This is a genomic window from Pseudoalteromonas sp. K222D, assembly GCF_017653575.1.
GTDB classification, from domain to species: Bacteria; Pseudomonadota; Gammaproteobacteria; order Enterobacterales; family Alteromonadaceae; genus Pseudoalteromonas; species Pseudoalteromonas nigrifaciens.
On the sequence record NZ_JAGGDL010000001.1, the window covers coordinates 251,809 to 276,959 of the forward strand.

Sequence of the window (25,151 nt, forward strand, 5' to 3'; positions counted from 1 at the left end):
TTTCACGTGTTTTACTCACGGATCTGATTTATCCTAACTCAATCTGATTTTGGTTAGGAAAACAATCTATGAAGTACCCACTTATATTAGCCTCAAGCTCACTCTTTAGGCAGTCTTTATTACAAAAATTCAATCTACCATTCGATACATTTTCACCGAATGTTGACGAGTCAGCATTAAACAATGAAACCCCTGCACAACTAGTTAAGCGTTTAAGTGAATTAAAAGCCCGCGCAGCTAGTAAACACTTTAGTAAAGGCTTAGTGATTGGCTCAGATCAGGTTGCTGTATTTAATGAGCAAATTTTAGGTAAACCTCATAATAAACACAATGCCGTAAAGCAGTTATCCCTTTTTAGCGGCCATAGTGTAACATTTTTAACTGGCCTGTGCGTTTACGATCTTACATCTGGGGAGAGTAAAACCTGCATTGAACCATTTAATGTTACTTTCAAAACACTCACTGATGCGCAAATAAGTGCTTATTGCGATGCTGAGCAGCCCTATAATTGCGCAGGCAGTTTTAAAAGTGAAGGCCTAGGGATTTGTTTATTTGAAAAATTAACTGGAGACGATCCCAACTGTTTAATTGGTTTACCACTGATCAAACTCAGCCAATTATTAGCTGAGTTTGGCCTTGATGTGCTAAGTGCGCAATCAAATACCCCCCTTAGTTAATGCTCAGGCAGCAATAACTGTTGCAACTGCTGATAACTATCAACAGTTGCAATCGGGTTAAACTCGCTAAGTTGCTTTGCGTTATGTACACCCATAGTGACACCTATGCTATCCATACCCGCGGCTTGCGCCATTGCCATATCAATTTTTGTATCGCCAATCATAACCGCTTCATCGGCGCTTATGCCAAGCTCTGCTAATAATTGAAACAACATATCGGGCGATGGCTTAGAGCTTGCATCATCACTACTACGCGTTGCACTAAAATAATGCCCTAACTCACTTTGGTGTAATAAACGATCGAGTCCTGCGCGCCCTTTACCTGTTGCCACGGCTAAAATAATGCCACTGTGCTGTAGTGCTAATAGCACTTTTTCTACATCGGCAAATAATGGTGTAGCCGTAGTATCTGTTTGGTAATGCTGCTTATATCCACTAATTAACGCTTGGTGCTGCGCTCTATGCAGCGGAAATAATACCGCAATGGCTTTATCAAGCGACAAACCAATAATGCTTTTTGTTGCTTCATTGCTTGGCGGTTCTATATTTAACGCAACGGCACTGCTGCGAATACAATTAACTATTTTAGTTATTGAATCCATTACTGTGCCGTCCCAATCAAAAATAACCAGCTTGTACTTTTTGAGCGAACTGACTGCTATCACGTTTTATTAGCACGCAATTTAACTAAGCAATTAGCCAGTGCTTTATCAAGCGGTGCTTCTACGCGCATGGTTGTTTCGTTTTTAGGATGATAAAAAGTTAAGTCATGAGCATGTAAAAACAAACGATTTAACCCTGTTTTACGCATCGAATTATCAAACTCTTCATCGCCATATTTATCATCACACGCAATGGGATGCCCTTTGCATTGTGTATGCACACGTATTTGGTGAGTACGCCCGGTAACCGGTGACGCCTGCACTAACGAGCACTCGTTAAAGCGCTCAAGCACTTTAAAGCGGGTATGTGAGGGTTTACCTTCAGTGTTATCTACACGCACTACGCGCTCCCCAGACTTAAGCGTATTTTTACGCAGCCCTTCGGTAACATTTTTAGTTTTAGAGTCCCATTGGCCATCAACTAGCGCCCAATAGTTTTTTTCCATGGTTTTTTCACGTAACTGCTCATGTAAAGCAGTCAGTACTGAACGGCGCTTAGCAATTAATAAACACCCCGACGTATCGCGATCTAGTCTATGCACAAGCTCTAAACTGCGCTCTTCTGGGCGTAATACTCGCAGCGCTTCAATTAAACCATAACTTAAGCCACTACCACCATGTACCGCCATACCCGATGGTTTATTAATAACAATCAGGTATTTATCTTCAAATATAATATCATTTTCAAGGCGTGTTACTTTATCAAGTTTTGAAGGCACAAACTCTTCTCGTTCTGCCACCCTAATTGGCGCAATACGAAGAACATCTTCTAGCTGCAGTTTATATACCGGCTTAATGCGTTTTTTATTAACGCGCACCTCACCTTTACGCAAAAGTTTATAAATTGCGCTTTTAGGCACCCCTTTTAAATGGGTAATAAGAAAGTTATCAATTCGTTGACCTAAATGGTCTTCGTTGATCGTGACATAAGTTACTTGTAAGTCGTTTTTTTCTGACATTGCCTAATCACTAATTTAAGAAAAATAATTTAGTTGCTAACACAGTTATAATAGTGGGATAATCAGCAGCGCAAATATTTAGTATTTGCAAATAACAACGGTGCTTTTTAACGCAGTAATACATTCGTGATGCACATTCTGGGTAATTGATCATACAGATCCGAGTTAAGTTTTCCAAAGCTTTTATACATACCCAGTCAACACGTGCGATCAATTAGCGGCAATGCGCGTAATATATTGCCAGTTAAGTTTGAACATGAATTGATTTTTAATGCGATTGAAAAAGCAATGAACAGATAATTTGTCTGATAGTGACGACGTAAAAACGTCGTTCAGCACTTGCTCAATTGTAGTACCGTACAGCAGCTTATTTAGAACTAAAAAAATCTAATAAATAAGTCGTCATTAACATTGGCAGCGATTTTTGCTCACAAAAATGGATTTTAGTAGTACATCACATTGTATTACTCACTTACTTAACGAGCCCTATGCGCCTAAATATGAACGGCATTTAATAAGATTAGTATGACAGGCCAACTTCTGGGTAAAACGTGTAACGTAGCTGAAAAGCCGACAGTTTTAGCCCTGCTATGAATTTAATAGTAATAAATACACTATTGTTTGCCTGCATTTAAAAATACTGCGTACGCAAAAAACAGAGCCGTTCCATTAAAGACCCAGTCGTGAGGCTGCACATTCTAAAAATAGGAATAACTGAACAGACGTGAAAACAGCGTCATGTCAGCGACACAAACTAGTAGAGTAACAATATGAAACGTATGCTAATCAATGCAACGCAGCAAGAAGAAATGCGCGTAGCACTGGTTGACGGCCAGCGCCTATATGATTTAGATATAGAAAGCCCAGGTCACGAACAGAAAAAAGCCAATATTTATAAAGGCAAAATCACTCGCATTGAACCATCTCTTGAAGCAGCATTTGTTGAATACGGTGCTGATCGTCATGGTTTCCTTCCTTTAAAAGAAATTGCCCGTACTTACTTCCCAGCTGGGTATACTTTCCATGGCCGTCCGAATATTCGTGACGTGATCAAAGAAGGTCAAGAAGTTATAGTACAAGTTGATAAAGAAGAGCGTGGCCAAAAAGGCGCAGCACTTACTACCTTTATCAGCGTTGCCGGTAGCTACTTAGTTTTAATGCCTAATAATCCTCGTGCTGGCGGTATATCTCGTCGCATTGAAGGTGATGAGCGTACTGAACTAAAAGAGTCACTTAGTCGTTTAGAACTTCCTAAAGGTATGGGCTTAATTGTTCGTACTGCTGGTGTTGGCAAATCGTTTGAAGAATTAAACTACGATTTAAAAGCCTTACTTGTTCATTGGGAAGCAATTGGTGTTGCAGCCGACAGTGCTAAAGCGCCGTTTTTAATACACCAAGAAAGCAATGTAATATTTCGTGCAATTCGCGACTATTTACGTCGTGATATTGGCGAAATATTAATTGATAAACCACGTGTTTTTGAAGAAGCTAAAGCGCATATTGAACGTTTTCGCCCTGACTTTATGAGCCGTGTTAAGCTTTATCAAGGTGATACGCCATTATTTACGCATTACCAAATTGAAAGCCAAATTGAGTCTGCGTTCCAGCGTGAAGTACGCTTGCCTTCAGGTGGTTCAATTGTAATTGATCCTACAGAAGCATTAACCTCTATCGATATTAACTCGTCTAAAGCAACAAAAGGCGGCGATATTGAAGAAACAGCACTTAATACTAACTTAGAAGCAGCAGATGAAATTGCACGTCAATTACGTCTTCGCGACTTAGGTGGCTTAATTGTTATCGATTTTATCGATATGACACCACCACGCCATCAGCGTGAAGTAGAAAACCGTCTAAAAGACGCTGTTCGTCCTGATCGTGCTCGTGTGCAAATTGGTAAAATTTCACGTTTTGGTTTACTCGAAATGTCGCGTCAGCGTCTGCGCCCTTCATTAGGTGAAGCAAGCCAAGGCCCATGTCCACGTTGTAGTGGTCAAGGTACGATTCGTTCTAACGAATCAATTGCACTGTCTATTTTGCGTTTAATTGAAGAAGAAGCAATTAAAGACAACACTGCACAAGTTAATGCTCAAGTGCCTGTTGCTGTTGCCGCTTATTTATTAAATGAACAGCGCCGTAGTGTTCATCGCATGGAAAAACAACATAAGTGCGACATAGTGATCATTCCTAATCAACACATGGAAACACCACACTACGAAGTAATGCGCTTACGTAAAGACGAAACGATTGAAACAGTAAGCTATGGACAAATTGTTGCTCCAGAGCCTGAAGCATTTGAAATGTCTAAGTCGCCTGTAGCACCAGTACGTGAAGAGCCAATGTTAAAAGGCGTTGTAATGCCTGCAGCACCAGCTCCACAAGCGGCTCCTGCTAACGTTGTTGCCCCTGCTGAAACTAAAGCGCAAAGCGGTTTACTGGATGCAATTGGTAAGTGGTTTAAATCTTTATTCGCCAGCGAAACCGTTGAAGTGAAAAAAGAAGAAACACAAAAACAGCAACAAGAAACGCGCGATAATACGCGTAATAACGATAATCGTCGCCGTAATAACAACAATCAGCGTCGCCGTAATAACCCTCGTTCTAAGCCACGCACTGAGCGTACTGCGGATGAAGAGGTTAAAACTAACTCTGTATCAACACCTGAAGCAGCAACGCAAACTAACGAGAACCAAGAGAGAGGCGAGAATCGCAATAAGCGTCGTCGCAATCCTAATTCACGTAAGCGCCCAGAGCCACGCACTGAAGATAAAGATGCAGTAAAAGTTGATGCACCTGCAAAAGCAGAAGCTGAAACTAAGCCAGTTCAAGCCGAAGAGCCAAAGGATCAAAAACCAAAGGTTCGTCGCCAGCGTCGTAATTTGCGTAAAAAAGTACGCCTGCAAGATGAAAATGCTGAGCAGGTACAAACAACAGATGAAACACCTGTACAAGCTACAGAAAAAGAAACACCAGTAGCCCAAGAGCAAGCACCTGTTGTAGAAAAGCAAACTCAAACAGCGGCAGAAAAAACAGCTCATATTAAAGAAGAAAAAGTTGAAGATGTTGATTCTAACGATGAAACACCTACAACCGAAGACGAGCAAGAGCAAACTCGTACACGTTCACGTCGCTCACCTCGTCATCTTCGTGCATCAGGTCAGCGTCGTCGTCGCCCTGAAGGTGAAGGCAATGAAGCTAAGTCAGATGAAGCACCGGCATTTGTTCCTGTTGCCGACCAAGCTGCTGCAGAGTATGAAGCAGAGCTTAAAGCTAAATCTGCAGCTACACCTGCGGATGCAGCGCAACAAGTTGAACAAGCCGTTGCGGTTGAAGACTTAGCCAAAGTTGAAGCTGTAGAAGAGCCAGTACAAACTGAAGAGCCAGCTAAGGTTGAAACGCCAGTAGCAGCTGAAGAGCCAGCTAAGGTTGAAACGCCAGTAGCAGCTGAAGAGCCAGCTAAAGTTGAAACGCCAGTAGCAGCTGAAGAGCCAGCTAAAGTTGAAACCCCAGTAGTAACTGAAGAGCCAGCTAAAGTTGAAGCGCCAGTAGTAACTGAAGAACCAGCTAAAGTTGAAACTCCATTTGTAACTGAAGAGCCAGCTAAAGTTGAAACCCCAGTAGTTACTGAAGAGCCAACTAAAGTTGAAGCGCCAGTGGTAATTGAAGAGCCAGCTAAAGTTGAAGCTCCAGTGGTAACTGAAGAGCCAACTAAAGTTGAAACTCCAGTGGTAACTGAAGAGCCAACTAAAGTTGAAGCGCCAGCTAAAGTTGAAACTCCAGTAGTAACTGCAGCACCACATGTTAAAACAGCGATAGCTCAAGGGTCAGCAAGTGCGCCAATGGCACAGCCTACCCCTGTAGCTGATAGCGAAGTAAAACATACATCTGTTGCTATGGCTCACGATAAACGTGAACTAGTGCCAGACAGTGGTTTACGTGCGGGTTCAATCAAACCTGCTGGTCGTGCAAGTTCTACAATGACTAAAACAATGAGTGTTGATTAACAATACTCATTAAAAAGCCCCGCTAGTTAATTATTAACTAGCGGGGCTTTTTTGTACCTGTAACTTTAGATCAATCGCATTAGTCTTGTTCTTTTTCCATGAAGCGTTGTAACTGATCTTTTAAGTTTGGCGGAATGCCTTTGATCACTAAGGTATCGGTTGCTTCATTATAAGTAACACGTTCACCTAAGTGTTTACGCTCAAAGCTCACACTTACACCGCCACCTAAACCAGAGAACTTAACCATACTTGCCACTGTTTTTTTATCAACGGGGAATGACTCTTCTAAATCGTAACTTTGCTCTTTGCAAAAGCTGTCAAACGGACTGTCATCGCCTTTTGTAAGTGTTGCCGAAAGCTCACTTACGTTGGCATCTTCACCTGTCGTTACACAATCATTACAGTAATCAAATACTTGTTTACGTAAATCATCTTTTTCTGATTTATCAAATTGTTGCTCTGATAAGTAATCCTCTACAGCACTGAGCATTACTTGGCTTTGTTGTTTAGGATCAATACCTTCTTCACAGCCTAAAAAGTCTAAGAAGAAATCGGCAACTTTGCGCCCTGCGCGGCCTTTAATAAATGAAATATAACGATTGTCTTGCGCTTGGGTGTCCCAAGCGGTTAAATCGATTCGTGCCGCTAATTGCATACGCGAAATATCTAAATGACGTGACGACGCTAAATCAAGTTCAGAGGTAATTGAGTAATGCTCTTTAATATTAATCATCGCAATCAGCATGTAGTCTGTAGCCACATACTGATAGTGACAAAACACTAAATAACCGGTTTCATTAAATGCGTATTTATCAAGTTCCTCTTTTAACACACTCGATGCTTGATCTGTCATATGCCAAAAGCCAAGTTCGTTGTTACGGTAACTTTGCATTGCCGATGCAACTACGCTATTTTTATCGCCACTAAAAGCGCAAAAGCCTTTACCTGGCTTACCATTATATGCATGATGCAATTGCTCAATAAACACAGCTACTTTATCGTTGATTAGCATTTCATCATTACGTAAATGAATTTGAGTATCGCCGTCTTTTTTGTCTACATAATGAACGACTAGTTTTTTAACGTCTGTTGCCATCTTTGTTTTTCACGCCTCTGGTGTTAAAATGTGAGAATATAACTATTAAATTGAACCAACTGATGCCAATCTTATCAAAATACTCTAATGAACAAGTAGAACAAATCGTCGATCAGCTTATTGATGTGTTAACTCAACACAATGCGCCGGTTGATTTGAGTCTTATGTGTTTAGGAAATTCTATCACGCATATCTTAAAAGAGCATGTACCAACAGGGAAAAGACAAGCTGTTACCGAGAACTTTGCTAAAGCTCTCGCACAGTCGGTTAAATAAACTCTATGAATTTATCGCAGCACAATCAGTTTTCATCAAAAGCGAGTCAATTACTAAGTTGGGGGCATTGGTTTACCTTTGCCAATATTGGCTTAGCGCTCTTAATTAGCTTAAGCTACTTGTTTGCCGACTCGCCACCTACAAGCTTTATGGGTATTACTTATATGCTAGTTACTTGGCTTAGCCATACTAGCTTTATTGCCTTTTTAGCGTTTGTGCTGACGGTATTTCCGCTCAGTTTAGTTTTTCCATACCCTCGCCATATTCGCGGTATGGCTGCAGTTATTGCTACCTTTGGCGCCTCTTTACTCACACTTGATGCTTATGTTTATTTTAATTTAGGTTATCACTTAAGTAGTTCTGCTTTACCTGAGATCATTTCGCTTTTATGGCACCGCTTAAACAGCTCACCCGCTTTAACAACTATTTTAGCCGGTGGCATAGTTTTAGTTATTTTAGGTTTTCAGTTAACGGTCAGTAATTTTACTTGGCAAAATTTAGCGCGTTTAAAGCAGCTCAAGTTTGCTCGCTACGCGAGTTCATTTTTAGTGATTTGTTTTGCTTTAAGTCATAGTATTCATATTTGGGCAGACGCTAATTTAAAGTTTGATGTAACTAAACAAGATAACTTTTTACCACTCTCTTACCCTACAACGGCTAAAAGCTTATTAGCTAAAAATGATCTACTAGACATAGAAAGCTATAAACAAGCGCATAATGTGCAAATTAATCAACAAAACATTAGCTACCAATTGCCTACTCCGCTGACAAAATGCGAAGATTACACACCGGCTAAAATTGATATTTTTGTATTTGAAACAGCGCAGCAGCTTGCTCAATTTGCCAGTAATAAAAACTTGTATAGCACTAAGCAGTTTTTACAACCAACCGATCATAACGATATGCTCTTTAGTTTAGTTTATGGTTTACCAGCATTTTATAAATCTACAATTATAAATGAGCAAACATTACCCGCATGGCAAAGCCAACGTCGCAGTGTTGAAGTAACGGGTATTGCAGCGTTAAATTTTATTAACGATCAAACCCACACTAATAGTGCAATTAGAATTATTAAAGGCACTGATGATTTAGCACCTCGCGATAAAAATACTCATGTTTATGCTTTTAGTTTGGCTGATAATAATAAAGAGGTGGTAATTACCTCAACGCTTTATAGTTCAGATAAACGGATCACTCGCGTTAATGGCCTTATTCAACCTAGCGATATAATAGCGACCGCTGTTGGGCAGTATTTAAACTGCAACGCTATTGCTGAGCAAACTATGCTTGGTGTTAACTTACACCAGAAAAAAGATAATATGGGTGTTAATTATTCTCAAGGCGTGGTTATAGCGTATAAAAAGGATAGAATTACCTTAATTGATCCTGATGGCGACTTTAAAAATATTTCTGCCGCCGAAGGATTTTCTATTGAGCAAGGCTTAGACATTCCATTTTTAGTTCACAGTATCAAAAAGTTAAAAACCTTTACTCAATAAGGCTATTATTAACCTAGCTTGCTATACCGCCAAGCTAGGTTATAGTTTTACTTTAACGTTATTAATTTAACGCAGTAAAACACTCTTAGGGATAGCCAATATGATTAAGCTGTACTGTATTTTTATTTTCCTCTTGCTTACAACCTTAAGCTTTAACAGTTTCAGTGCAACCAGTTACTACAAGTGTGTTACACAAGAAGGCACCACCTTTTCTCAATTCCCGTGCGATAACAACGCCACCGTATACAAAGTTAACACCATAATAAATCAGCAAGTAGGCCCTAAAGTAGATTACACCAAGCAATTAAACGAACTGGAGCGCGAAAGCTTACTAGCAGGCTTACTAGCAGGCTTACAGGCAGAGCTGCGCAGTAATCAACATAAGTTAGCAATATTAGATCGTAAAAAAGACCAAGCTGATTATAAACAGCAACAGCGCCTTAACCATATTTTAGCCAAGGAAGATAAAAAACGTATTGCCGCCGATATTGCTAAAAAACAAAAAGTAATTAACAAAAACTATAAAGCACAAATTAATATGGTAAAAAAGCGCATTAATAAATTACAAAAAAAAATAGACAACTATCAGTAACCTTTATCTCATGAATAAATAACATCTTAATTTAGCTTGGTTTTAAATCGAGAATAACATACTCTTAACAACGATAGAGTATAAGCTCTAGCGTCTAATAAGGAGTAATGATGCAGCCTCGTCATATTGCTGAATTAATTTTAACGGGCTTTAAAAAGCACTACCTGTTATTTCAAAAAACCACGGCAAAAGCACCGCTGGCGTTTGCTAAAAGAGACTGGCAAGCAATTAATGATATAAGCCGATTACGTATTAGCCATTATGATGATCGGGTTAACGAAACCACCGCCACGCTTCGACAACAACAAACCGAACAACTCGACGAAAAGCTGTGGCTAGAAGTAAAAAAACTCTATCAACATTTTTTATGTTTTCATCCTCAGGCTGAGCTTGCCGAAACTTTTTATAACTCGGTATTTTGCCGCTTGTATCATCGCCGTTATTTTCATAACGACTTTATTTTTGTAGAAGCCACTCTAAAAGATGCGCCTGCAGTGCCCGTAGAAGCTGAGTATCGCAGCTATTTTCCTGTGGTTGACGGCCTAAAGCCCACAATTAAACAGATCATTAATCACTTTGATTTTAAAGCTCCCTTTGTAAACTTAGAGCGAGACATACGACTGCTGGTAAAAGCATTTTATAAACAAGCACCCGATACGCACCATAAAGCCTGGCAAATGCGCTTTGATATACTGCACACTCCATTTTACCGTAACAAAGCTGCCTATATTGTAGGGCGAGTGGTATCGCAAAGCGGCGTACAACCGTTTATTATTGCAGTACTACACCATGAAGATAAAGGCTTGTACCTAGACGCACTACTTACTAAATCGTCGCAAATGCGAGTTATTTTTGGTTTTGCGCGTGCCTACTTTATGGTAGAAACCCATGCACCTTGCGCATTAGTGCGATTTTTAAACCAATTAATGCCCAATAAAACCATAGCTGAGCTCTACAACGCTATTGGCTTTCATAAACAAGGTAAAACCGAGTTTTACCGTGAGTTTTTAAATCATTTAACTCACTCTAACGACGAATTTACTATTGCCCCTGGTACACCAGGCATGGTGATGATGGTATTTACCCTGCCCTCATTCGGCTATGTATTTAAAGTTATTAAAGATAAATTTGGCGAAAGTAAACCTTTTGGTCGTGATACCGTGTTAAAGCGCTACCAGTTAGTTAAAAAACACGATCGGGTTGGCCGCATGGCCGACACCATAGAGTATTCTAACGTCGTATTTCCTTTAGCGCGGTTTGATAGTAACTTGTTGCAGCAGTTACACCAAACCATTGGCTCATCTATGGTAATTGAAGGCGACTGGCTTATTATCAAACATTTATATATTGAGCGACGCATGACACCGCTTAATCTATTTTTAGAAAATGCCGATGATGCCAGTGCCGCCGACGCGATTGAAGAGTATGGCCAGGCACTAAAAGAAATGATTGCTGTTAATATATTTCCCGGCGACATGCTGTTAAAAAACTTTGGTGTTAGTAAACACAAACGTATTATTTTTTATGATTACGATGAAGTGCAATATTTAACCGACATGAATTTTAGAGCACTGCCTAAAGCAAAAACGTATGACGACTACTTAATGGATGAGCAAAGCTATTCGGTTGCACCGCAAGATGTATTTCCTGAGCAACTTTGCACCTTTGTAATGCCTAACCCAATCTACAAGCAGTTTTTAATGAGCACACATCCAGAGCTTATTGATGTTAACTTTTGGAAGCAAGCACAGCAAAATATTAAAAATGGTCAGGTTAGTCATATTTATCCATACCCGACAGCACAACGTTTTATCCATCACTGGTAAAGCGTTAAGGACACACAATGAATATAAGTAAAATAGATTTAAATTTACTGGTTTATCTCGATACTTTATTGCGCGAATGTAATGTTACCCGCGCAGCAAACCGGTTAAGTATTACTCAACCTGCCATGAGCAATGGCTTAAAGCGCCTTCGTAACTTATTTAACGATCCTATTTTAGTACGTACCAGCGATGGCATGGTACCCACAGAGCGCGCGTTAGAGTTACAACCCGTTATTCGCGGAATATTAATGACCCTAGAGGAAACACTTGCGCCTAATCGTGAGTTTGAAGCAAGCCAAAGTAAACGCGTATTTAGAATAATGGCCAGTGACTATGCGGCCAGTACCTTAGCGCCCAAGCTATTAAGTAAATTACACGCAGAAGCCCCCGACACCACCTTAGATATACTCACCCCTAGTGATGTGACCTTTCATGATGTGGAAAATGGCAAAGTGGATATGGCAATCAATCGCTTTGAAAACCTACCGCAATCGTTTCATCATAAGCGCATTTGGAAAGACAGTTTTTGCTGTTTAGTTAAATCCGATAACCCGATTATTGACAATTTTAGCCTAGAGAGCTACTTAAAAGCACGCCATATTTGGGTAAGTAAAACCGGTTTTGGTGTAGGCGTAGGAATGGATCCTAAAGATGTGCAAAAACTCGGCTGGGTTGATGAAGCACTCGCTCATTTTGGTAAACACCGTAATATTGCCACCTTTACCCGTAACTACCATGTGGCAGTACATTTAGCCAAAGTACAAAACTTAATAGCAACATTGCCCTCCAAAGCAGCTAACATTTATATAGACGATCCTAGTCTTAAAATATTAGAACCTCCTTTTCCTATTCCACCGTTTGAGTTAGATATGATTTGGAGCCCGCTGTTACATCGCGATGCTAGTCATATTTGGTTACGTCAAAAAGTAGCCGAAGTTGCTGAAGAACTTAAGTAATACCGTTACAAAAGCTTTGTAAAATTTGCTTACTTAATCTAATAAGTAAGCAAACATCATCCTCACTATATATTTATTTCAATAAAAACAAACTACTACGAAAGTTCTTATAGTGGAACAACCTTTGCTTTTATATAAATGAACATTTAATTTCATTTATAAGAGAGGTCATTATGAACACCCATCAAAGTAATGAAGTAAATCATATTTCTGACATCATCCAAGTAATGAATAGTGGTATAGATTTTTACGAAAAAGCCCAACAGAACGTAAAAGATCCCGCTGTTGCCGCCCTTTTCCAGCGCATGATTGATGCGCGTAAGGTAACCGTTGAACGCTTACAACCTTTTGCTGTTAATGAACAAGGCGAACGTGAAGATGGCTCATCATTTGCGGTAGAAGCGCGCCGTGCTTACACTGCGCTTATCACTAAATTTAGCAGCAATAACGACGATACGTATATTAAAGAGCTAGAAGAAGTTGAGGATAAAACCCTCGAAGAAATTAAAGATGCAATGAAAAAACCACAACCCGCAGACTGCGAAGCTGTACTAGCTAAAGCATTACTAACAATGCAAAGCTGTCATGCTGAAATGAGCCGAATGAAAAAGCAGTAAGTAGCCTAAATTCTGGATAATAACTCAACCTAAAGCTGAGTTCAGGTTAAACAATTAAAAAAGCCCAGCATTCTTAAATGCTGGGCTTTATATTAAGTATAAAAATGGGAGTATCTATAATTAAAAGCGGTATTCTGCACCTAGGTAGTAATACGCACCGTTAAAGCCAAATGGGGCTGAACGGCGAGAGTATTTAAATACCCCTGGGCTGCTTACAATGGTATTGCCTTGGGCATCTACAATAGTACCAGTACGTGAATTACCTATGGTATTTTCATCTGGGTAGACATCAAATAAGTTATTTGCGCCAATATTTACCGATAAGTTCTCAGTTATAAAGTAATTTACTTTAACATCAGTTAATATTTCGGCACCGTAAGTCTGGCGGCCGCCATCTTCTACTGTGTACTCACCAAAGCGATTAAGTGACAAATTAACTGTCCAGTCATCACGTTGATAAAGCGCACTTAAGTTAATGCGATCCTCTGGTTGCCATTCTTCAATAATCGAAATTTCTTGGTCAGAGAACACGTCCTCAACCGGTACTGTTTCTAAACCTGAACCTGCCGGGGTAAATAACGACACCACATCGGTTTTAGTAAAGTTAGCTGCTAAGGTAAAATCAAGCGTACCGCCTAACCCTTCAGTGTTCCAGGTAGCAACAAAGTCAATACCTTGCGTTTCTGTATCAGCACCATTTAAAAAGAACTGACCCGCACCAGCACCTGAGCTTATTAATGCAGCGTCAAGACTTGGCGACAACCCTTTACCTAAACGATTACTGATAACTATACGATCGTCTATATCAATTGAGTAATAGTCGAGCGTTACGTTAATGTTGTCTGTTACGTTATACACTATACCTAAGCTGCGGTTTTGCGACTTTTCTTCTGTTAATTTTGGAATACCTAAGCTTTGCGCTAATGTTGAGTCGTTTCTAAAAGTACCGACTTCTTCGGCAACTAAGTTGCCAGTAACATCGTCAACAACAAACTGAGTACTGATATTATTAAAATACAGCTGCTGCATTGACGGCGCTCTAAAACCTGAGCTTAATGCACCACGCAGTGAAATATCGTCAGTAATCGACCAGTTACCCGCTAATTTAAAGTTAACCGTGTCACCAAAGCCTTTATAATTATCGTAGCGCAGTGCGCCCGATAAAATAACGTCTTCAATAATATAGGTTTCAGCATCAAGGTAGAACGAAATCACATCGCGCGACTCATCAACCGATGACATTGGCGATGAACCACCAAAACCTTGCGTGCCGCCCGAAGCATCTTCGCTACCAACGCCACCGCTTAAACCGTCGTATATACTTACGCCGTTATTAGTGTCGTAATCTCGGTATGCGTATTCGCTGCCTTCTAAAATGCGATACTCATCGGTGCGAATTTCTGCGCCCATAGCGAGTGAGTAATCATCAAAATTTTGAGTAAAATCTAAATTAAGCGTTTGTAGCGATAATTCCATACCGTAAGCATAGGCTTCACGCGGAATAGTGGCGCGAATATCAGCAGCGCTTAAGCCTTGGTCGTAGCGTAAAAAGTTAGCGTACGAGGCGTTAATTGTGTCACTGGTAGTGTAATCAATACTGTTTTCACCATAGGTGTACGATAAGTCTAAGCTAGCATCGTTATCAAATTGCGTTTTGTAACCAAAGTTATACGAGATATCGTCGATAGTGGTGTTAATTTTTGGCAAAAAGCCAGCCTGAATTGTCGCATCGTTATCTTGTAAAACCGTATTACCGCCACCGTTGGCATTGTGCCTGAAAAACGCTGCCGACTCGTTATCGCGCGTTGAATAAGTAATAAAACCGTATAGTTCGCCATCACCTAACTCATAACCTGTGCTTACAATTAAGCCAAATTGTTGTGAGTCGGCATCGCCTATTCTAAAGGTATCTCTGTCGGCTGTTAGCTCTCGCGGATCGCCCGCTACTAAAGTGCCGTCATCAAGTGTTGTACAACCATTAAATTGGCAAGAGCCATGTAAACCGGCACGGTTAGTTGGCGCACGATCACGGTAGTTAAGTGTAGTATTTACGTAACCTTTATCACCTAAAGCAAAACCCTTATTAAAATCAAGGTTTATCGTTTCACCATCGCCTTCTGAATATTGGCCATAGTTAATTGCGGCTTTACCACCTTCGCTACCATCTTTGAGTACTATATTAATAACACCCGCTATGGCATCTGAGCCATATTGCGCTGCAGCACCGTCACGCAGTACTTCAATGCGCTTAATTGCCGACGCCGGAATAGCATTCATATCGGTACCCGCTGTACCACGACCTACTGAAGTATTAATATGAATAATACTGGCTTGATGGCGGCGCTTACCGTTAATAAGTACTAATGTTTGATCTGGGCCTAAACCACGCAGTGTTGCTGGGCGAAGGGCGTCGGTGCCATCACTAATTGACGAGCTTGAAAAGTTAAACGAAGGCGCAATTGACTGCAGCATTCTGCCCACTTCTGTTTGCCCTGTATTCTCTAGTGCTTCTGCACTTAAAATATCAACCGGAACAGGTAAATCTTCAACTGAACGACCTGCTACACGACTCCCGACAATGGCAATTTTTTCTATTTTTTCTTGGGCAACATCTTCAGCAGCATTAACGCCCTGAGTGTTTGCAGCAAGTAATGCAGGCAATATTGCTGCACTAACGCCTGAAAGCTTCATCATGTTGTTATTTTTCCTATTGATTTGTTTGAGTTTTATACTCAGTAAACCATTTTGATCAACAACCGCATCGAGCTTAGTGTCACCTAACAGTGCCTCCAGTGCATCTAATTGGGTGTAAAAACCATAAAGCGAATTTGCATTATATTGTTTAGCTAACTCATAAGAAAACACCACGGTTTGCTCTGTTTGCTTAGCAAATTCTATTAAAGCTTTGTCTGCTCGCTGCGCTTTTATATCAAATTGCACCATTTGCCCGGTAGTTACTGTGGCTAAAACATTCAAGCTAAAAAAAGCCGATGCAAGCACACTCAAACTACACAATAAATGCGTTTGGTTACTGCGCAACTTATATAAACAGTTGGCAAACAAAAATCCTCTATAGGTTTTATTCTTTTTATTAATATATTTTTTACTTTGCATGTTCATAATTGCAACTTAATCCAACATTAGCATGATTTTAGGCGCTGCTATTTATGACTTAGTTTGACGTTTAAGGCTAACTACGTGCTCACCTAAGCGTTCGTGATCAATCGAAAAATTTGTTTTTAAACTTTCAAGTAGCCCAGCAACATCACCCGCTTTAAATACCCCTGCAACTTTAATATTCGCAAGCTCTGCCGATGAAAGCTCAAACCGAGTAGCGGTATAACGGCTAACTTCATTTAAGGCATCGCTTAATTGTTCTCCGTTAAAAATTAGCATGCCATTTTGCCACGCTAAATCTCGTTGCACATCGTCAGCAGAGAGGCGTTTAATAGGCGCTGTAACACTTTTTTCTATAATTGCTTTTTCGCCCGAAAGTACAATGTTTGCGTTTATTTTTCTAATTTTTTGGGTGCTGTTATCGGCTAGTTGATAGGCTTTAAAATCGTTAGCATCTACAGCTACACTCGGATCAGTGATCATCACTTTTCCTTCAGTTACCACTAATTCTAAATGAGATGAGGTATTGCGCTGCACATTAAATACAGTGCCTAATGCTGTAAAGCTTTTATCACCTGCCATCACACTAAATGGCCGCGTAGCATCTTTAGCAACATTAAAACGCCCTTCCCCTCTACTCAGTAATAACTGTCTGCGCCCTTTACTATAGGCAACCTCTAATAGGCTGTTGGTATTAAGTTGCACTATGGTGCCATCGGGCAGTACGTAAGTGGCTTGCTCTCCCACCTTGGTTTTATAAATTTTAGTATAATTAACTTTCGCTAGGGCTTGGTTATAACCAGTCTCTAAATTAACCAATAAGTAACTGCAAATCATTAACGCAGCAAATAAGCTGGCCGCGATACCATACGAAAACACCCATTTACTTTTTTCCTCGGTATTGTTTTTATGCGGAAATAAAGTGCTTAACTCGTTTAATACGCTCAGTTCGTCCCACAACTTAGCGAGTTCGTAAACGGCGTCTTGGTGTGCATTACTTTGCAGCATCCATAATTTAAATTGCTCTTTTTCAACCTTGTTTAAACCGCGATCTATCGCGCTTATCCAATTAGCTGCTGTTTCTAAAATTAAATCTTTTGGTGTAAATTGATGAATATTACTCATTTTGCCACACTCACTATAGTTGGCTTTTGAGCAGCGGTGTCGTGCTTTTTATACTGCTCATTTTCATCCTGAGAATGCTCTCGCATGTATAGCATGGTTTGTAGTAACCCTTTTGCAATATGTTTTTCTACTGTGCTTTGACTTAACTGTAGTTGCTGGGCAATTTCTTTTTGGCTCATACCGTACACTTTTTTTAATATAAAACACTTACGAACCGTCAAGCTTAGTTGCTCTGTTGCCCGACAAAACAATAAAAAACGCTCTTTCGAGGTGTACTCGTCCTCTAGTTGTATTGATTTAAGTAACTTTGGTAATTCATGATCATCACAAAGGGAGTCGCTAAATTTATTATCCCATTTAGCAATATGATTAAGGGCAAGGTGTTTAGCAGTTTTGAGCATGTAACTACGCGTAAATTGAATATCTTGTTTTAAATCAGCTTCGTAGCTTTTAATAAAGGTTTCTTGCACTATATCTTCTACGTCGTCAGGTAACACTATTCGTGAAACAAAGCGGCGTAAATGAGTCGATAACTCTGTAAATGTAGTGGCTAATTTGAGTCCTCGCGCCATCCTTAATTTCATCCCTTATTATTGTATAAACCTAAGTTTGTTAAGATGACTAATTTTAACGTTAATTACAAGGTAAATTGTTAATCCACGGTTATTTTTTCGTTGCGTTAAAAGTCTCTTTATATGTTATTAAAACAGTAATAAACCTGCATTTTGACCTAGGTCATGCTTTAACTAAATAACGTATTAGCAAGTTCGTGGTGCAACAACTAAAAAGCTATAATATGCAAAATTTATCTCGCTTGAATGTAAGCAACCTAAGGGAGTTTTGTGGTGTTTAATAAAACAAGTTTAAGTGTTTCTGTATTATTAGCAGCAAGTGGATTGCTTGTTATTAGTGCACCGGTGAGCGCATCGCAAACCACGTTATCGAGCCAAGTATTTGCGAATTTTAGTAATATTCAAATTGACGATCAGCACCAGGATATTGAAGATTGGCAACTTGATGTAAAGCGCTTTTATCTTAATTTAGACCATCAATTTAATGATGACTGGTCATTAACAGTGACCACAGATGTGCAGTGGCAACGCCAGCAAGACCCTACCGACATTTGGTTTCGTCATGCTTATATAAAACGCAGTTTTAATCAAGGAAGTACGCTTAAAATTGGTGTTGCTGAACTGCCATGGATTGATTACATCGCACGCCGTGTAGGGTATCGTTATGTTGATCCGAGCTTAACGCCAAAAAACAAATTAGCCGGTCCAACCGATTTAGGTATTCATTATGGCCATAAATCGGCGCACTTTTCGTATGCTGTATCGGCTATTACTGGGGGTGGTTTTCAAAAGCCAACTGTGGGCGATCGAATTGATTTAGAAGCATCGGCTGTGTGGCATATAAATAAACAATTTGATTTTGCTTTAGGTGCTTATCAAGGTACACGCGCACTTGATAAAGACGAGGCCGAGAAAAATCATACTGCAGAGCGTTTCAATGCAGCGCTAAGTTACCTGCATCAAGGGGTACGTTTTGGCGTTGAATATGTATATAACGACAACTGGAACCAAGTTAACAAAATACCGCAAGACGCTAGCAGCGGCTGGGGGACTTGGGCAAGTTATGCTTTTAAACCGGGTTACTCTGCATTTGCTCGGTACGATACAATCAACCCTAATAGACGTTTAAACGCTAGTTTAGAACGTGATTACATACAACTAGGTGTTGATTATAAGGCAACTTCTTATTTAACGCTGGCGCTTGTTGCTAAGCAAAGTAATATTGATAGTGCAACAGTTGAGCGAACTCAAAATGAAGTAGGTATATGGTCAATGTGGAATTTTAAATAATCTGAGGTAATGGTCTTAATTCAAATATTAGGTTTATGTTATGCCAATAAAAATGCGCCAAAACGGCGCGTTTTTTGTACTACTCTAGTATACACAGAGTAAATAATCTGAGTTTTAACTAAGTACATTGCAGCAATAAAAAACCGCTTAACCTTGTTAGCTTAAGCGGTTATGCATACTGTATTAATAACGAGAATCAGCGGGATTATCCATACCTGGCCAATCGTTTTCTTTACCTGCAAAGTCTGGACGTGGCTTTTTAGTAAAGTATTCCACAACATCAACAACCTCTTGCTCTGATAAAGTGATCTGCCCAAGCGGCGCTTCACGACTCACACTCAATGGCATGTTATGAATAACAAATGCACCTGCTCGAGAGGCTCGTGCCATACCTGCCCCAATGTTAAATGAGTCATCGCCCCATAATGGTGGGAAAATATAATCACCAAATTGATCTTTTATCCCCTCGCCATCACTGCCATGACAAGTACCGCATTGCGCTGCATAAACCTGTGCACCGTTATTTGCGTTTGCTGTATATTTGCCTACTTTAAAAAACTCTAGGCTAGTTAGCTTAACGGTATTGCCCGGTGCCACATCACCACCCAACCATTTCATATAAGCATGCATACCTTGCATTTCTGGCGAATCTATTGGGATTGGTTTACCATTCATCGAACGTTGAAAACAGCCGTTAATACGCTCGTTTAAATCAAGTACGCGTTGCGCACGCGGATTAAAGCGCGGATAGCGATTATAAGTATTTATATAGGGTGCCCCCAACTCTCGTTTACCTTGCCCCATATGGCAACTATTGCAATTGAGCCCGTTACCTACATTATCGGGCAATAAGCGCGCCGTTTCGTTAAGTAAGCGCATACCGTATAAAATAGCCTCTTCATCTTTGTGGCCTACTACATCGGTAATTTTAGGAATGGTAAATTGATCAATCACTTTACCTTCGGCATTAATTACATCGTAAGTTTTTGCATCAGGCGCATCATAAAAACGGCTTTCATAACCCATGTAAGCAGCAACCGAAATTACAACTACAAGCACGCTTATCCCTAGTAACTTATTCATTTTCTATCTCCTTTGCGGGTACATAATGTACCGGAGCATGGTCAACTACACGGCGCATAGTCGCAACATCTCGACTCGAAATATGGCTGCCATGATTGCCCCAACTGTTGCGAATAAAGTTTAAAACATCGGCTAACTCTTGGTTTTTTAAATGATAAAACTCAGGCATAGTAAATGTCATTACATCGTGCGCGGTTGTTGCCATTTCACCCCCTGCTAAAGTGACTTGAATTAACGAACTGGGATCTTCTGCAAACACAATAGAGTTACCAGCCAATGCTGGAAAAATACGTGGTGCGCCTTTTCCATCTAAACGATGACACGCGGCGCACTGCTCCATATACAACAAAGCACCAGAGGCCGAAAAGTCACCTGCCCGCAATGCACTTGTAGTGGTATCTGCTTTTGACTGCCAATTTTTTTCATACCCAGGGCGCGGTGCTAACTGATGCAAATAGCTAGCAATAGCGTTTAAATCTTTATCAGTAAAGTACCGCGTACTATGCGCCACTACATCGGCCATGCTGCCAAATGCGGCAGTTTTGTCGGTACGTCCTGTTTTTAAAAATTCAACAATATCGGCTTGTTTCCAGGTTGCTAAGCCTAACCCTTCATTACGTAAACTTTTAGCATACCAGCCCTCCAGTACTGAGCCTGATACAAACTGACCCGATACATCATCTGATAGCGCCTTTTCTTGAAAAGCAATACCACGTGGCGTATGGCACGCACCGCAGTGAGCTAATCCCTCAACTAAATAGGCACCCTGATTTTGCTCAGTCGTTAAATTGGGGTTAGCTGTAAAGCTACGCGCTGGTGAAAATAATGCATGCCACCATGCTAATGGCCAACGCATACTTGCAGGCCATGGAATGGTTGTTTGTTGATTTTGTTGCTTTACTGCGCTAACGCTTGACATAAAATACGCGTACATTGCCTCTATTTCAGCATCATTTACTATTTTATATGACACAAAAGGCATAGCAGGATAAAGCGGTTGGTTATCTTGGCGAATGCCTTTTCTAACTGCACGTTCAAAATCGGCGTAGCTATAACTACCAATGCCTGTTTCGATGTCGGGAGTAATATTAGTAGAATAAATAGCCCCCATAGGTGTTTGCATGCCTAAGCCACCCGCAAAAGGTTTTCCGCCGGGTGCCGTATGGCACGCAACACAGTCAGCAACTCGTGCGTAGTATTCGCCCTGAGCAATGAGCGTTTGATCGTTAATATCTACTTTATGTGTTGCAGCTAAAGGTGGTGCTAAAGTAATAGGAATGAGCTTAGCGCCCACAAAGGCAAACACCAAGAGTGCAATACCTACTAACACAATGTACGTCACTTTTTTCATTGTTAAATTTAATCCCTCAAAGAAATAAAACGGCCAATAAGCCTGAGGGGGATAATAACAACAATAAAATATTCTCAAATGAGTATAAGAACAAAGGTTGATCTAACGCATGCGCTGCTCATAATAAAAGCGTCATGCAACCGCTTATATAGTTAGCATGCAACAAATAATGACTTTATAAAGTTAAAAAACACCTCAGTTTTACGTGTGGTTAAGCTGTTTTGTGGCCGTAAAAACCATACTGGTGCGTCGCTTTGCGCCATTACACCGGGCATAACTTCAACTAAGGTGCCATTTGCGAGCTCTTCACCAATTGCTATTTTTGATTTAATTGCAATGCCATGCCCAGCAATGGCAGCTTGGGTCATGTTATCTGAGTTTGAAATAGTAAAGCGGGTTTTAGCATTAAAACTGTGGATTTTGCCTTGCTCGTCAAATAATTTTAATTGCTTTTGCCACGGCAAACATACCCAATAATGCGCCGCAAGCTCGGTTAAATTACTTGGCATACCCTGTTTATTTATATAGCTAGGCGCTGCACATAACACACGGCTATTATTGACTATTTTACGCGACAACATGCCAGAGTCGTTTAACTGCCCTACTCTTATAGCCACATCTTGAGCATCATCAACCACATTAATAAAGTGGTCCGTAATTAAAAAGTCGAGTTTTAATTGAGGATATTCACTTTCAAACTCGCTGAGCTTAGGCATAACATACTTAGAAAAAATCCACGGTGGCATAGTTACCCTTAGCAACCCACTCACAGTTGAGCTGCGAGCACCTATACTATGCTCTGCATCGTGCAGTGCCTCAATAATAGCGCCCACACGCGTGTAAAACACCTCTCCTGCAGGCGATAAACGTACTCGCCGACTATCCCTAAAGACTAAAACAGTAGACAACTCTCGCTCTAATTTACTAAGGCGATGGCTCACTGTTGCTGGCGATAAACCTTGCTCGCGCGCAGCGGCAAGTACACCTTTATTCTCTACTACGGCTATAAAAGTTTCTAAATCACTTATGTTATACATAAAAAGCTACTTTGGGTTTTCAATGTTTAATATTTTCGAATGAAGCTTTCACTTTTGCAATCTATATTTAAATAACTAAAACTATATAATCTAACGTAACTTAATTATTGAGGTTATATATGAGTTTAAAAGCGCAAATTGACGCCTATAACGTGCAAAAAGAAGCAAAGCTCCCTGCAGATGTTTTAGCACTAATGAATACGACAAACGCAGAGCTTATTGCCCAGCACATTAAAGATAATGCATTACAGGTAGGGCAAAAAGTTACCAATTTTAGCTTGGCTAATCATCAAGGGAACACGGTTGAACTAGCGACATTATTAAAACAAGGCCCAGTAATTATTAGCTTTTACCGTGGTGGCTGGTGCCCTTATTGCAATTTAGAGTTAAAAGCCCTAAATGATTACTTACCACAATTTAAAGCGCAAAATGCACAGTTAATTGCCATTTCACCACAACTTCCTGATGAAACACTGTCAACGGCGCAAAAAAACGACCTTGAATTTGATGTACTTTCAGATGTAAGTAATAAAATAGCCAAGCAGTTCGGTTTATTGTTTACACTCGATGAGCGTATTCAAGCGTTATATACCGAATTTGGTATTGATTTTGAGCACTACTACGGCGATAAAAGCTTTCAACTACCACTACCGGCCACTTATGTTATTAATCAACAAGGTGTGATCACTTACGCATTTGTAACTGAAGACTACACCCTACGCGCTGAACCTTTTGATGTATTAAACGCTTTAAAATCTGAGAGTAAATAATGTCTGTATTAACATCCCTAAAAACCCTAACCCTTTCATTAATTTTAGGCGCAAGCCTATTATCTGGAGATACTATGGCCGAACAAACCTCAAATAAACCTAAAGTGTTAATTTTTGACGTTAACGAAACACTCCTTGATCTAGATTCAATGCGCGCTTCTATAGGCGAAGCACTTGGTGGGCGAGAGGATTTATTACCATTGTGGTTTTCTACTATGCTACACCACTCGTTGGTATCAACTGTAATTGGCGATTACCAAGACTTTGGCCAAATTGGCGTGGCGTCATTATTAATGGTGGCACAAAACAACAATATTAATATTACCAGCGAGCAAGCAAAAACCGCGATTGTTACACCATTATTAACACTGCCTCCACACGCAGACGTAAAAGCAGGTTTAGCTGCATTAAGAGCACAAGGTTATAAGCTGGTTAGCCTAACAAACTCTTCAAATAAAGGCGTACAAGCACAATTTGAAAGCGCTGGTTTAACCCATTATTTTGACGAGCGCTACAGCATTGAAGATATTAAAGTGTACAAGCCTGACTTACGTGCGTACCAATGGGTACTTAAAAAACTTAATGTAAAACCAAATGAAGCCATGATGGTTGCAGCACATGGTTGGGACGTAGCCGGCGCAAAAGCAGCCGGTTTACAAACCACTTTTATTGCACGCCCAGGTAAAGCACTTTACCCACTGGCTAAAAAACCAGATCATGTTGTAAAAAACTTACATGAGTTAACCGAGCTGCTTAAATAACCTGATGTAATGGTCTCCTCCCCATACGGCATCTATGTGCCATGATTAAAGTGGTAAAAATTAATCAATACCCAGCGGCCAATGTTAGGATAACGTTGGCCGTTTTTTTATATTTATAAAATGAATATAAATAAAGTATTCAAGCAGTTATTCAAAAAACATATATTCTAGTAATTTAGCACTAAGGGCGCTATTATTACTTAAATGTGTTGCGGAGAGTGCTATGAACAGTCAAAGATTAAGTGAGTTTGAACAATATTTTCAAATTGATGAAAGTAACCGTGTAAACCTATACATAGTTGATGATAACGCCGTTCCAAAAAACCTTACTCAGTTAGACGCAGACATCCCCCCTTTATTTAAACTCGCTAATGAAGTAAGTAGCTTAGAGCAAAGCGCGCTTGGACCACTGCGTAATTTAGGTGATGTTGCCCAAGAGCTAGCGGTTTTTTTACAAGCGCAATCACGTAAAATAGACTTAATAATGAGCCATGTTCTCGCCTCAGAGAAAAGCGAAGATAACGCTATTTATTGCGATAGTTATGGCGGCGGTGGCGTAAAATTTACAACAGAGGATGTTTATTCTTTAGGGCAAAAATTTCGAACTAAACTTTTTTTACACCATGAAGCGTCAGCTGTTTATTGCTATACCGAAGTCGTTGCAATTAAAAAAATCGATACCGAGCATTACCAATACACTTTACTCTTTATAGCCATAAGAGACAGCGACCAAGAACTAGTCGTTAGAGCCAGTTTGCATGCGCAAACCCGACAACTAAAAAAACGCCAGCAATTAGAGCAATCACAAAACATGCAAGCAGATGATAAATAGCTGACATGTACACTCAAACTGCTAAACTAGCGCTACCTTAATTTGTATCA

The 25,151-nt window shown here is 40.2% G+C and carries 21 protein-coding genes; 12 read left to right on the forward strand and 9 right to left on the reverse strand.

The features are described from left to right. Positions 1-68: 68 nt before the first annotated feature. On the forward strand, positions 69-677 hold the full coding sequence (locus J5X91_RS01090) for a Maf family protein (RefSeq protein WP_208833888.1): 609 nt from the start codon (positions 69-71) through the stop codon (positions 675-677). On the opposite strand, the gene J5X91_RS01095 is transcribed toward J5X91_RS01090, so the two are convergent. After that, positions 674-1,342, reverse strand: a complete 669-nt coding sequence (locus J5X91_RS01095) for an HAD-IA family hydrolase (RefSeq protein WP_182683383.1) — start codon at positions 1,340-1,342, stop codon at positions 674-676. The genes J5X91_RS01090 and J5X91_RS01095 overlap by 4 nt on opposite strands. After that, a complete protein-coding gene (gene rluC, locus J5X91_RS01100; RefSeq protein ID WP_011328490.1) occupies positions 1,339-2,298 on the reverse strand; it encodes a 23S rRNA pseudouridine(955/2504/2580) synthase RluC in 960 nt (319 codons plus the stop codon). The genes J5X91_RS01095 and rluC overlap by 4 nt, the downstream gene beginning before the upstream one ends. A 770-nt stretch (positions 2,299-3,068) precedes the next feature. Here rluC and rne point away from each other — a divergent pair. Then, complete coding sequence (rne, locus tag J5X91_RS01105) at positions 3,069-6,302, forward strand: ribonuclease E (protein WP_208833889.1); 3,234 nt, start codon at positions 3,069-3,071, stop codon at positions 6,300-6,302. A 79-nt stretch (positions 6,303-6,381) separates the two neighbouring features. On the opposite strand, the gene yejK is transcribed toward rne, so the two are convergent. Then, complete coding sequence (gene yejK / locus J5X91_RS01110; protein ID WP_011328492.1) at positions 6,382-7,398, reverse strand: nucleoid-associated protein YejK; 1,017 nt, start codon at positions 7,396-7,398, stop codon at positions 6,382-6,384. A gap of 62 nt (positions 7,399-7,460) precedes the next feature. Between yejK and J5X91_RS01115 the strand changes: the two genes are divergently transcribed. The 6 genes from J5X91_RS01115 (at position 7,461) to J5X91_RS01140 (ending at position 13,163) form a co-directional block, all read left to right on the forward strand. Next, the gene (locus J5X91_RS01115; RefSeq protein ID WP_011328493.1) at positions 7,461-7,673 is read left to right on the forward strand and encodes a DUF1414 domain-containing protein; all 213 of its coding nucleotides are present in this window, start codon (positions 7,461-7,463) and stop codon (positions 7,671-7,673) included. A gap of 5 nt (positions 7,674-7,678) precedes the next feature. Next, on the forward strand, positions 7,679-9,172 hold the full coding sequence (locus J5X91_RS01120; RefSeq protein WP_182679242.1) for a DUF3413 domain-containing protein: 1,494 nt from the start codon (positions 7,679-7,681) through the stop codon (positions 9,170-9,172). A gap of 100 nt (positions 9,173-9,272) precedes the next feature. Continuing rightward, a complete protein-coding gene (locus J5X91_RS01125) occupies positions 9,273-9,764 on the forward strand; it encodes a DUF4124 domain-containing protein (RefSeq protein WP_208833890.1) in 492 nt (163 codons plus the stop codon). Between the two features lie 110 nt (positions 9,765-9,874). After that, positions 9,875-11,590, forward strand: a complete 1,716-nt coding sequence (aceK, locus tag J5X91_RS01130; RefSeq protein ID WP_208833917.1) for a bifunctional isocitrate dehydrogenase kinase/phosphatase — start codon at positions 9,875-9,877, stop codon at positions 11,588-11,590. A 17-nt stretch (positions 11,591-11,607) separates the two neighbouring features. Continuing rightward, positions 11,608-12,546 (forward strand): LysR family transcriptional regulator, encoded by a 939-nt coding sequence (locus tag J5X91_RS01135; RefSeq protein ID WP_011328497.1) that lies wholly within the window; start codon positions 11,608-11,610, stop codon positions 12,544-12,546. 173 nt (positions 12,547-12,719) lie between these two features. After that, entirely contained in the window at positions 12,720-13,163 is a 444-nt protein-coding gene (locus J5X91_RS01140) for a PA2169 family four-helix-bundle protein (RefSeq protein WP_011328498.1), read from the forward strand. Positions 13,164-13,283: 120 nt separating this feature from the next. On the opposite strand, the gene J5X91_RS01145 is transcribed toward J5X91_RS01140, so the two are convergent. From J5X91_RS01145 to J5X91_RS01155, 3 genes are read right to left on the reverse strand one after another with little or no spacing between them, the layout of a single operon-like run. Beyond that, on the reverse strand, positions 13,284-16,283 hold the full coding sequence (locus J5X91_RS01145) for a TonB-dependent receptor (protein ID WP_231613466.1): 3,000 nt from the start codon (positions 16,281-16,283) through the stop codon (positions 13,284-13,286). 45 nt (positions 16,284-16,328) lie between these two features. Further along, positions 16,329-17,405, reverse strand: coding sequence for a FecR domain-containing protein (locus J5X91_RS01150; RefSeq protein WP_011328500.1), 1,077 nt, complete (start codon positions 17,403-17,405; stop codon positions 16,329-16,331). After that, complete coding sequence (locus tag J5X91_RS01155; protein ID WP_011328501.1) at positions 17,402-17,977, reverse strand: RNA polymerase sigma factor; 576 nt, start codon at positions 17,975-17,977, stop codon at positions 17,402-17,404. Before J5X91_RS01155 ends, J5X91_RS01150 begins: the two co-directional genes overlap by 4 nt. Positions 17,978-18,250: 273 nt before the next feature. Between J5X91_RS01155 and J5X91_RS01160 the strand changes: the two genes are divergently transcribed. Next, a complete protein-coding gene (locus tag J5X91_RS01160) occupies positions 18,251-19,267 on the forward strand; it encodes a hypothetical protein (protein ID WP_208833891.1) in 1,017 nt (338 codons plus the stop codon). A 183-nt stretch (positions 19,268-19,450) separates the two neighbouring features. Here J5X91_RS01160 and J5X91_RS01165 read toward each other — a convergent pair whose 3' ends face one another. From J5X91_RS01165 to J5X91_RS01175, 3 genes are all read right to left on the reverse strand, one after another. Further along, a complete protein-coding gene (locus J5X91_RS01165; protein ID WP_011328503.1) occupies positions 19,451-20,350 on the reverse strand; it encodes a c-type cytochrome in 900 nt (299 codons plus the stop codon). After that, positions 20,343-21,701, reverse strand: a complete 1,359-nt coding sequence (locus J5X91_RS01170; protein WP_208833892.1) for a cytochrome c — start codon at positions 21,699-21,701, stop codon at positions 20,343-20,345. The genes J5X91_RS01165 and J5X91_RS01170 overlap by 8 nt, the downstream gene beginning before the upstream one ends. Before the next feature lie 152 nt (positions 21,702-21,853). Continuing rightward, on the reverse strand, positions 21,854-22,738 hold the full coding sequence (locus J5X91_RS01175) for a LysR family transcriptional regulator (RefSeq protein WP_011328505.1): 885 nt from the start codon (positions 22,736-22,738) through the stop codon (positions 21,854-21,856). 119 nt (positions 22,739-22,857) lie between these two features. Here J5X91_RS01175 and J5X91_RS01180 point away from each other — a divergent pair, with 119 nt between their 5' ends. The 3 genes from J5X91_RS01180 to J5X91_RS01190 all read left to right on the forward strand — a co-directional run bounded on the left by J5X91_RS01180 (position 22,858) and on the right by J5X91_RS01190 (position 25,101). Beyond that, on the forward strand, positions 22,858-23,508 hold the full coding sequence (locus tag J5X91_RS01180; protein ID WP_179807298.1) for a peroxiredoxin-like family protein: 651 nt from the start codon (positions 22,858-22,860) through the stop codon (positions 23,506-23,508). After that, positions 23,508-24,269, forward strand: a complete 762-nt coding sequence (locus tag J5X91_RS01185) for a haloacid dehalogenase type II (protein WP_041454475.1) — start codon at positions 23,508-23,510, stop codon at positions 24,267-24,269. The genes J5X91_RS01180 and J5X91_RS01185 overlap by 1 nt, the downstream gene beginning before the upstream one ends. Before the next feature lie 223 nt (positions 24,270-24,492). Continuing rightward, positions 24,493-25,101: a PilZ domain-containing protein gene (locus tag J5X91_RS01190; RefSeq protein WP_208833893.1), complete on the forward strand. Its 609-nt coding sequence runs from the start codon at positions 24,493-24,495 to the stop codon at positions 25,099-25,101. Positions 25,102-25,151: the final 50 nt, after the last annotated feature.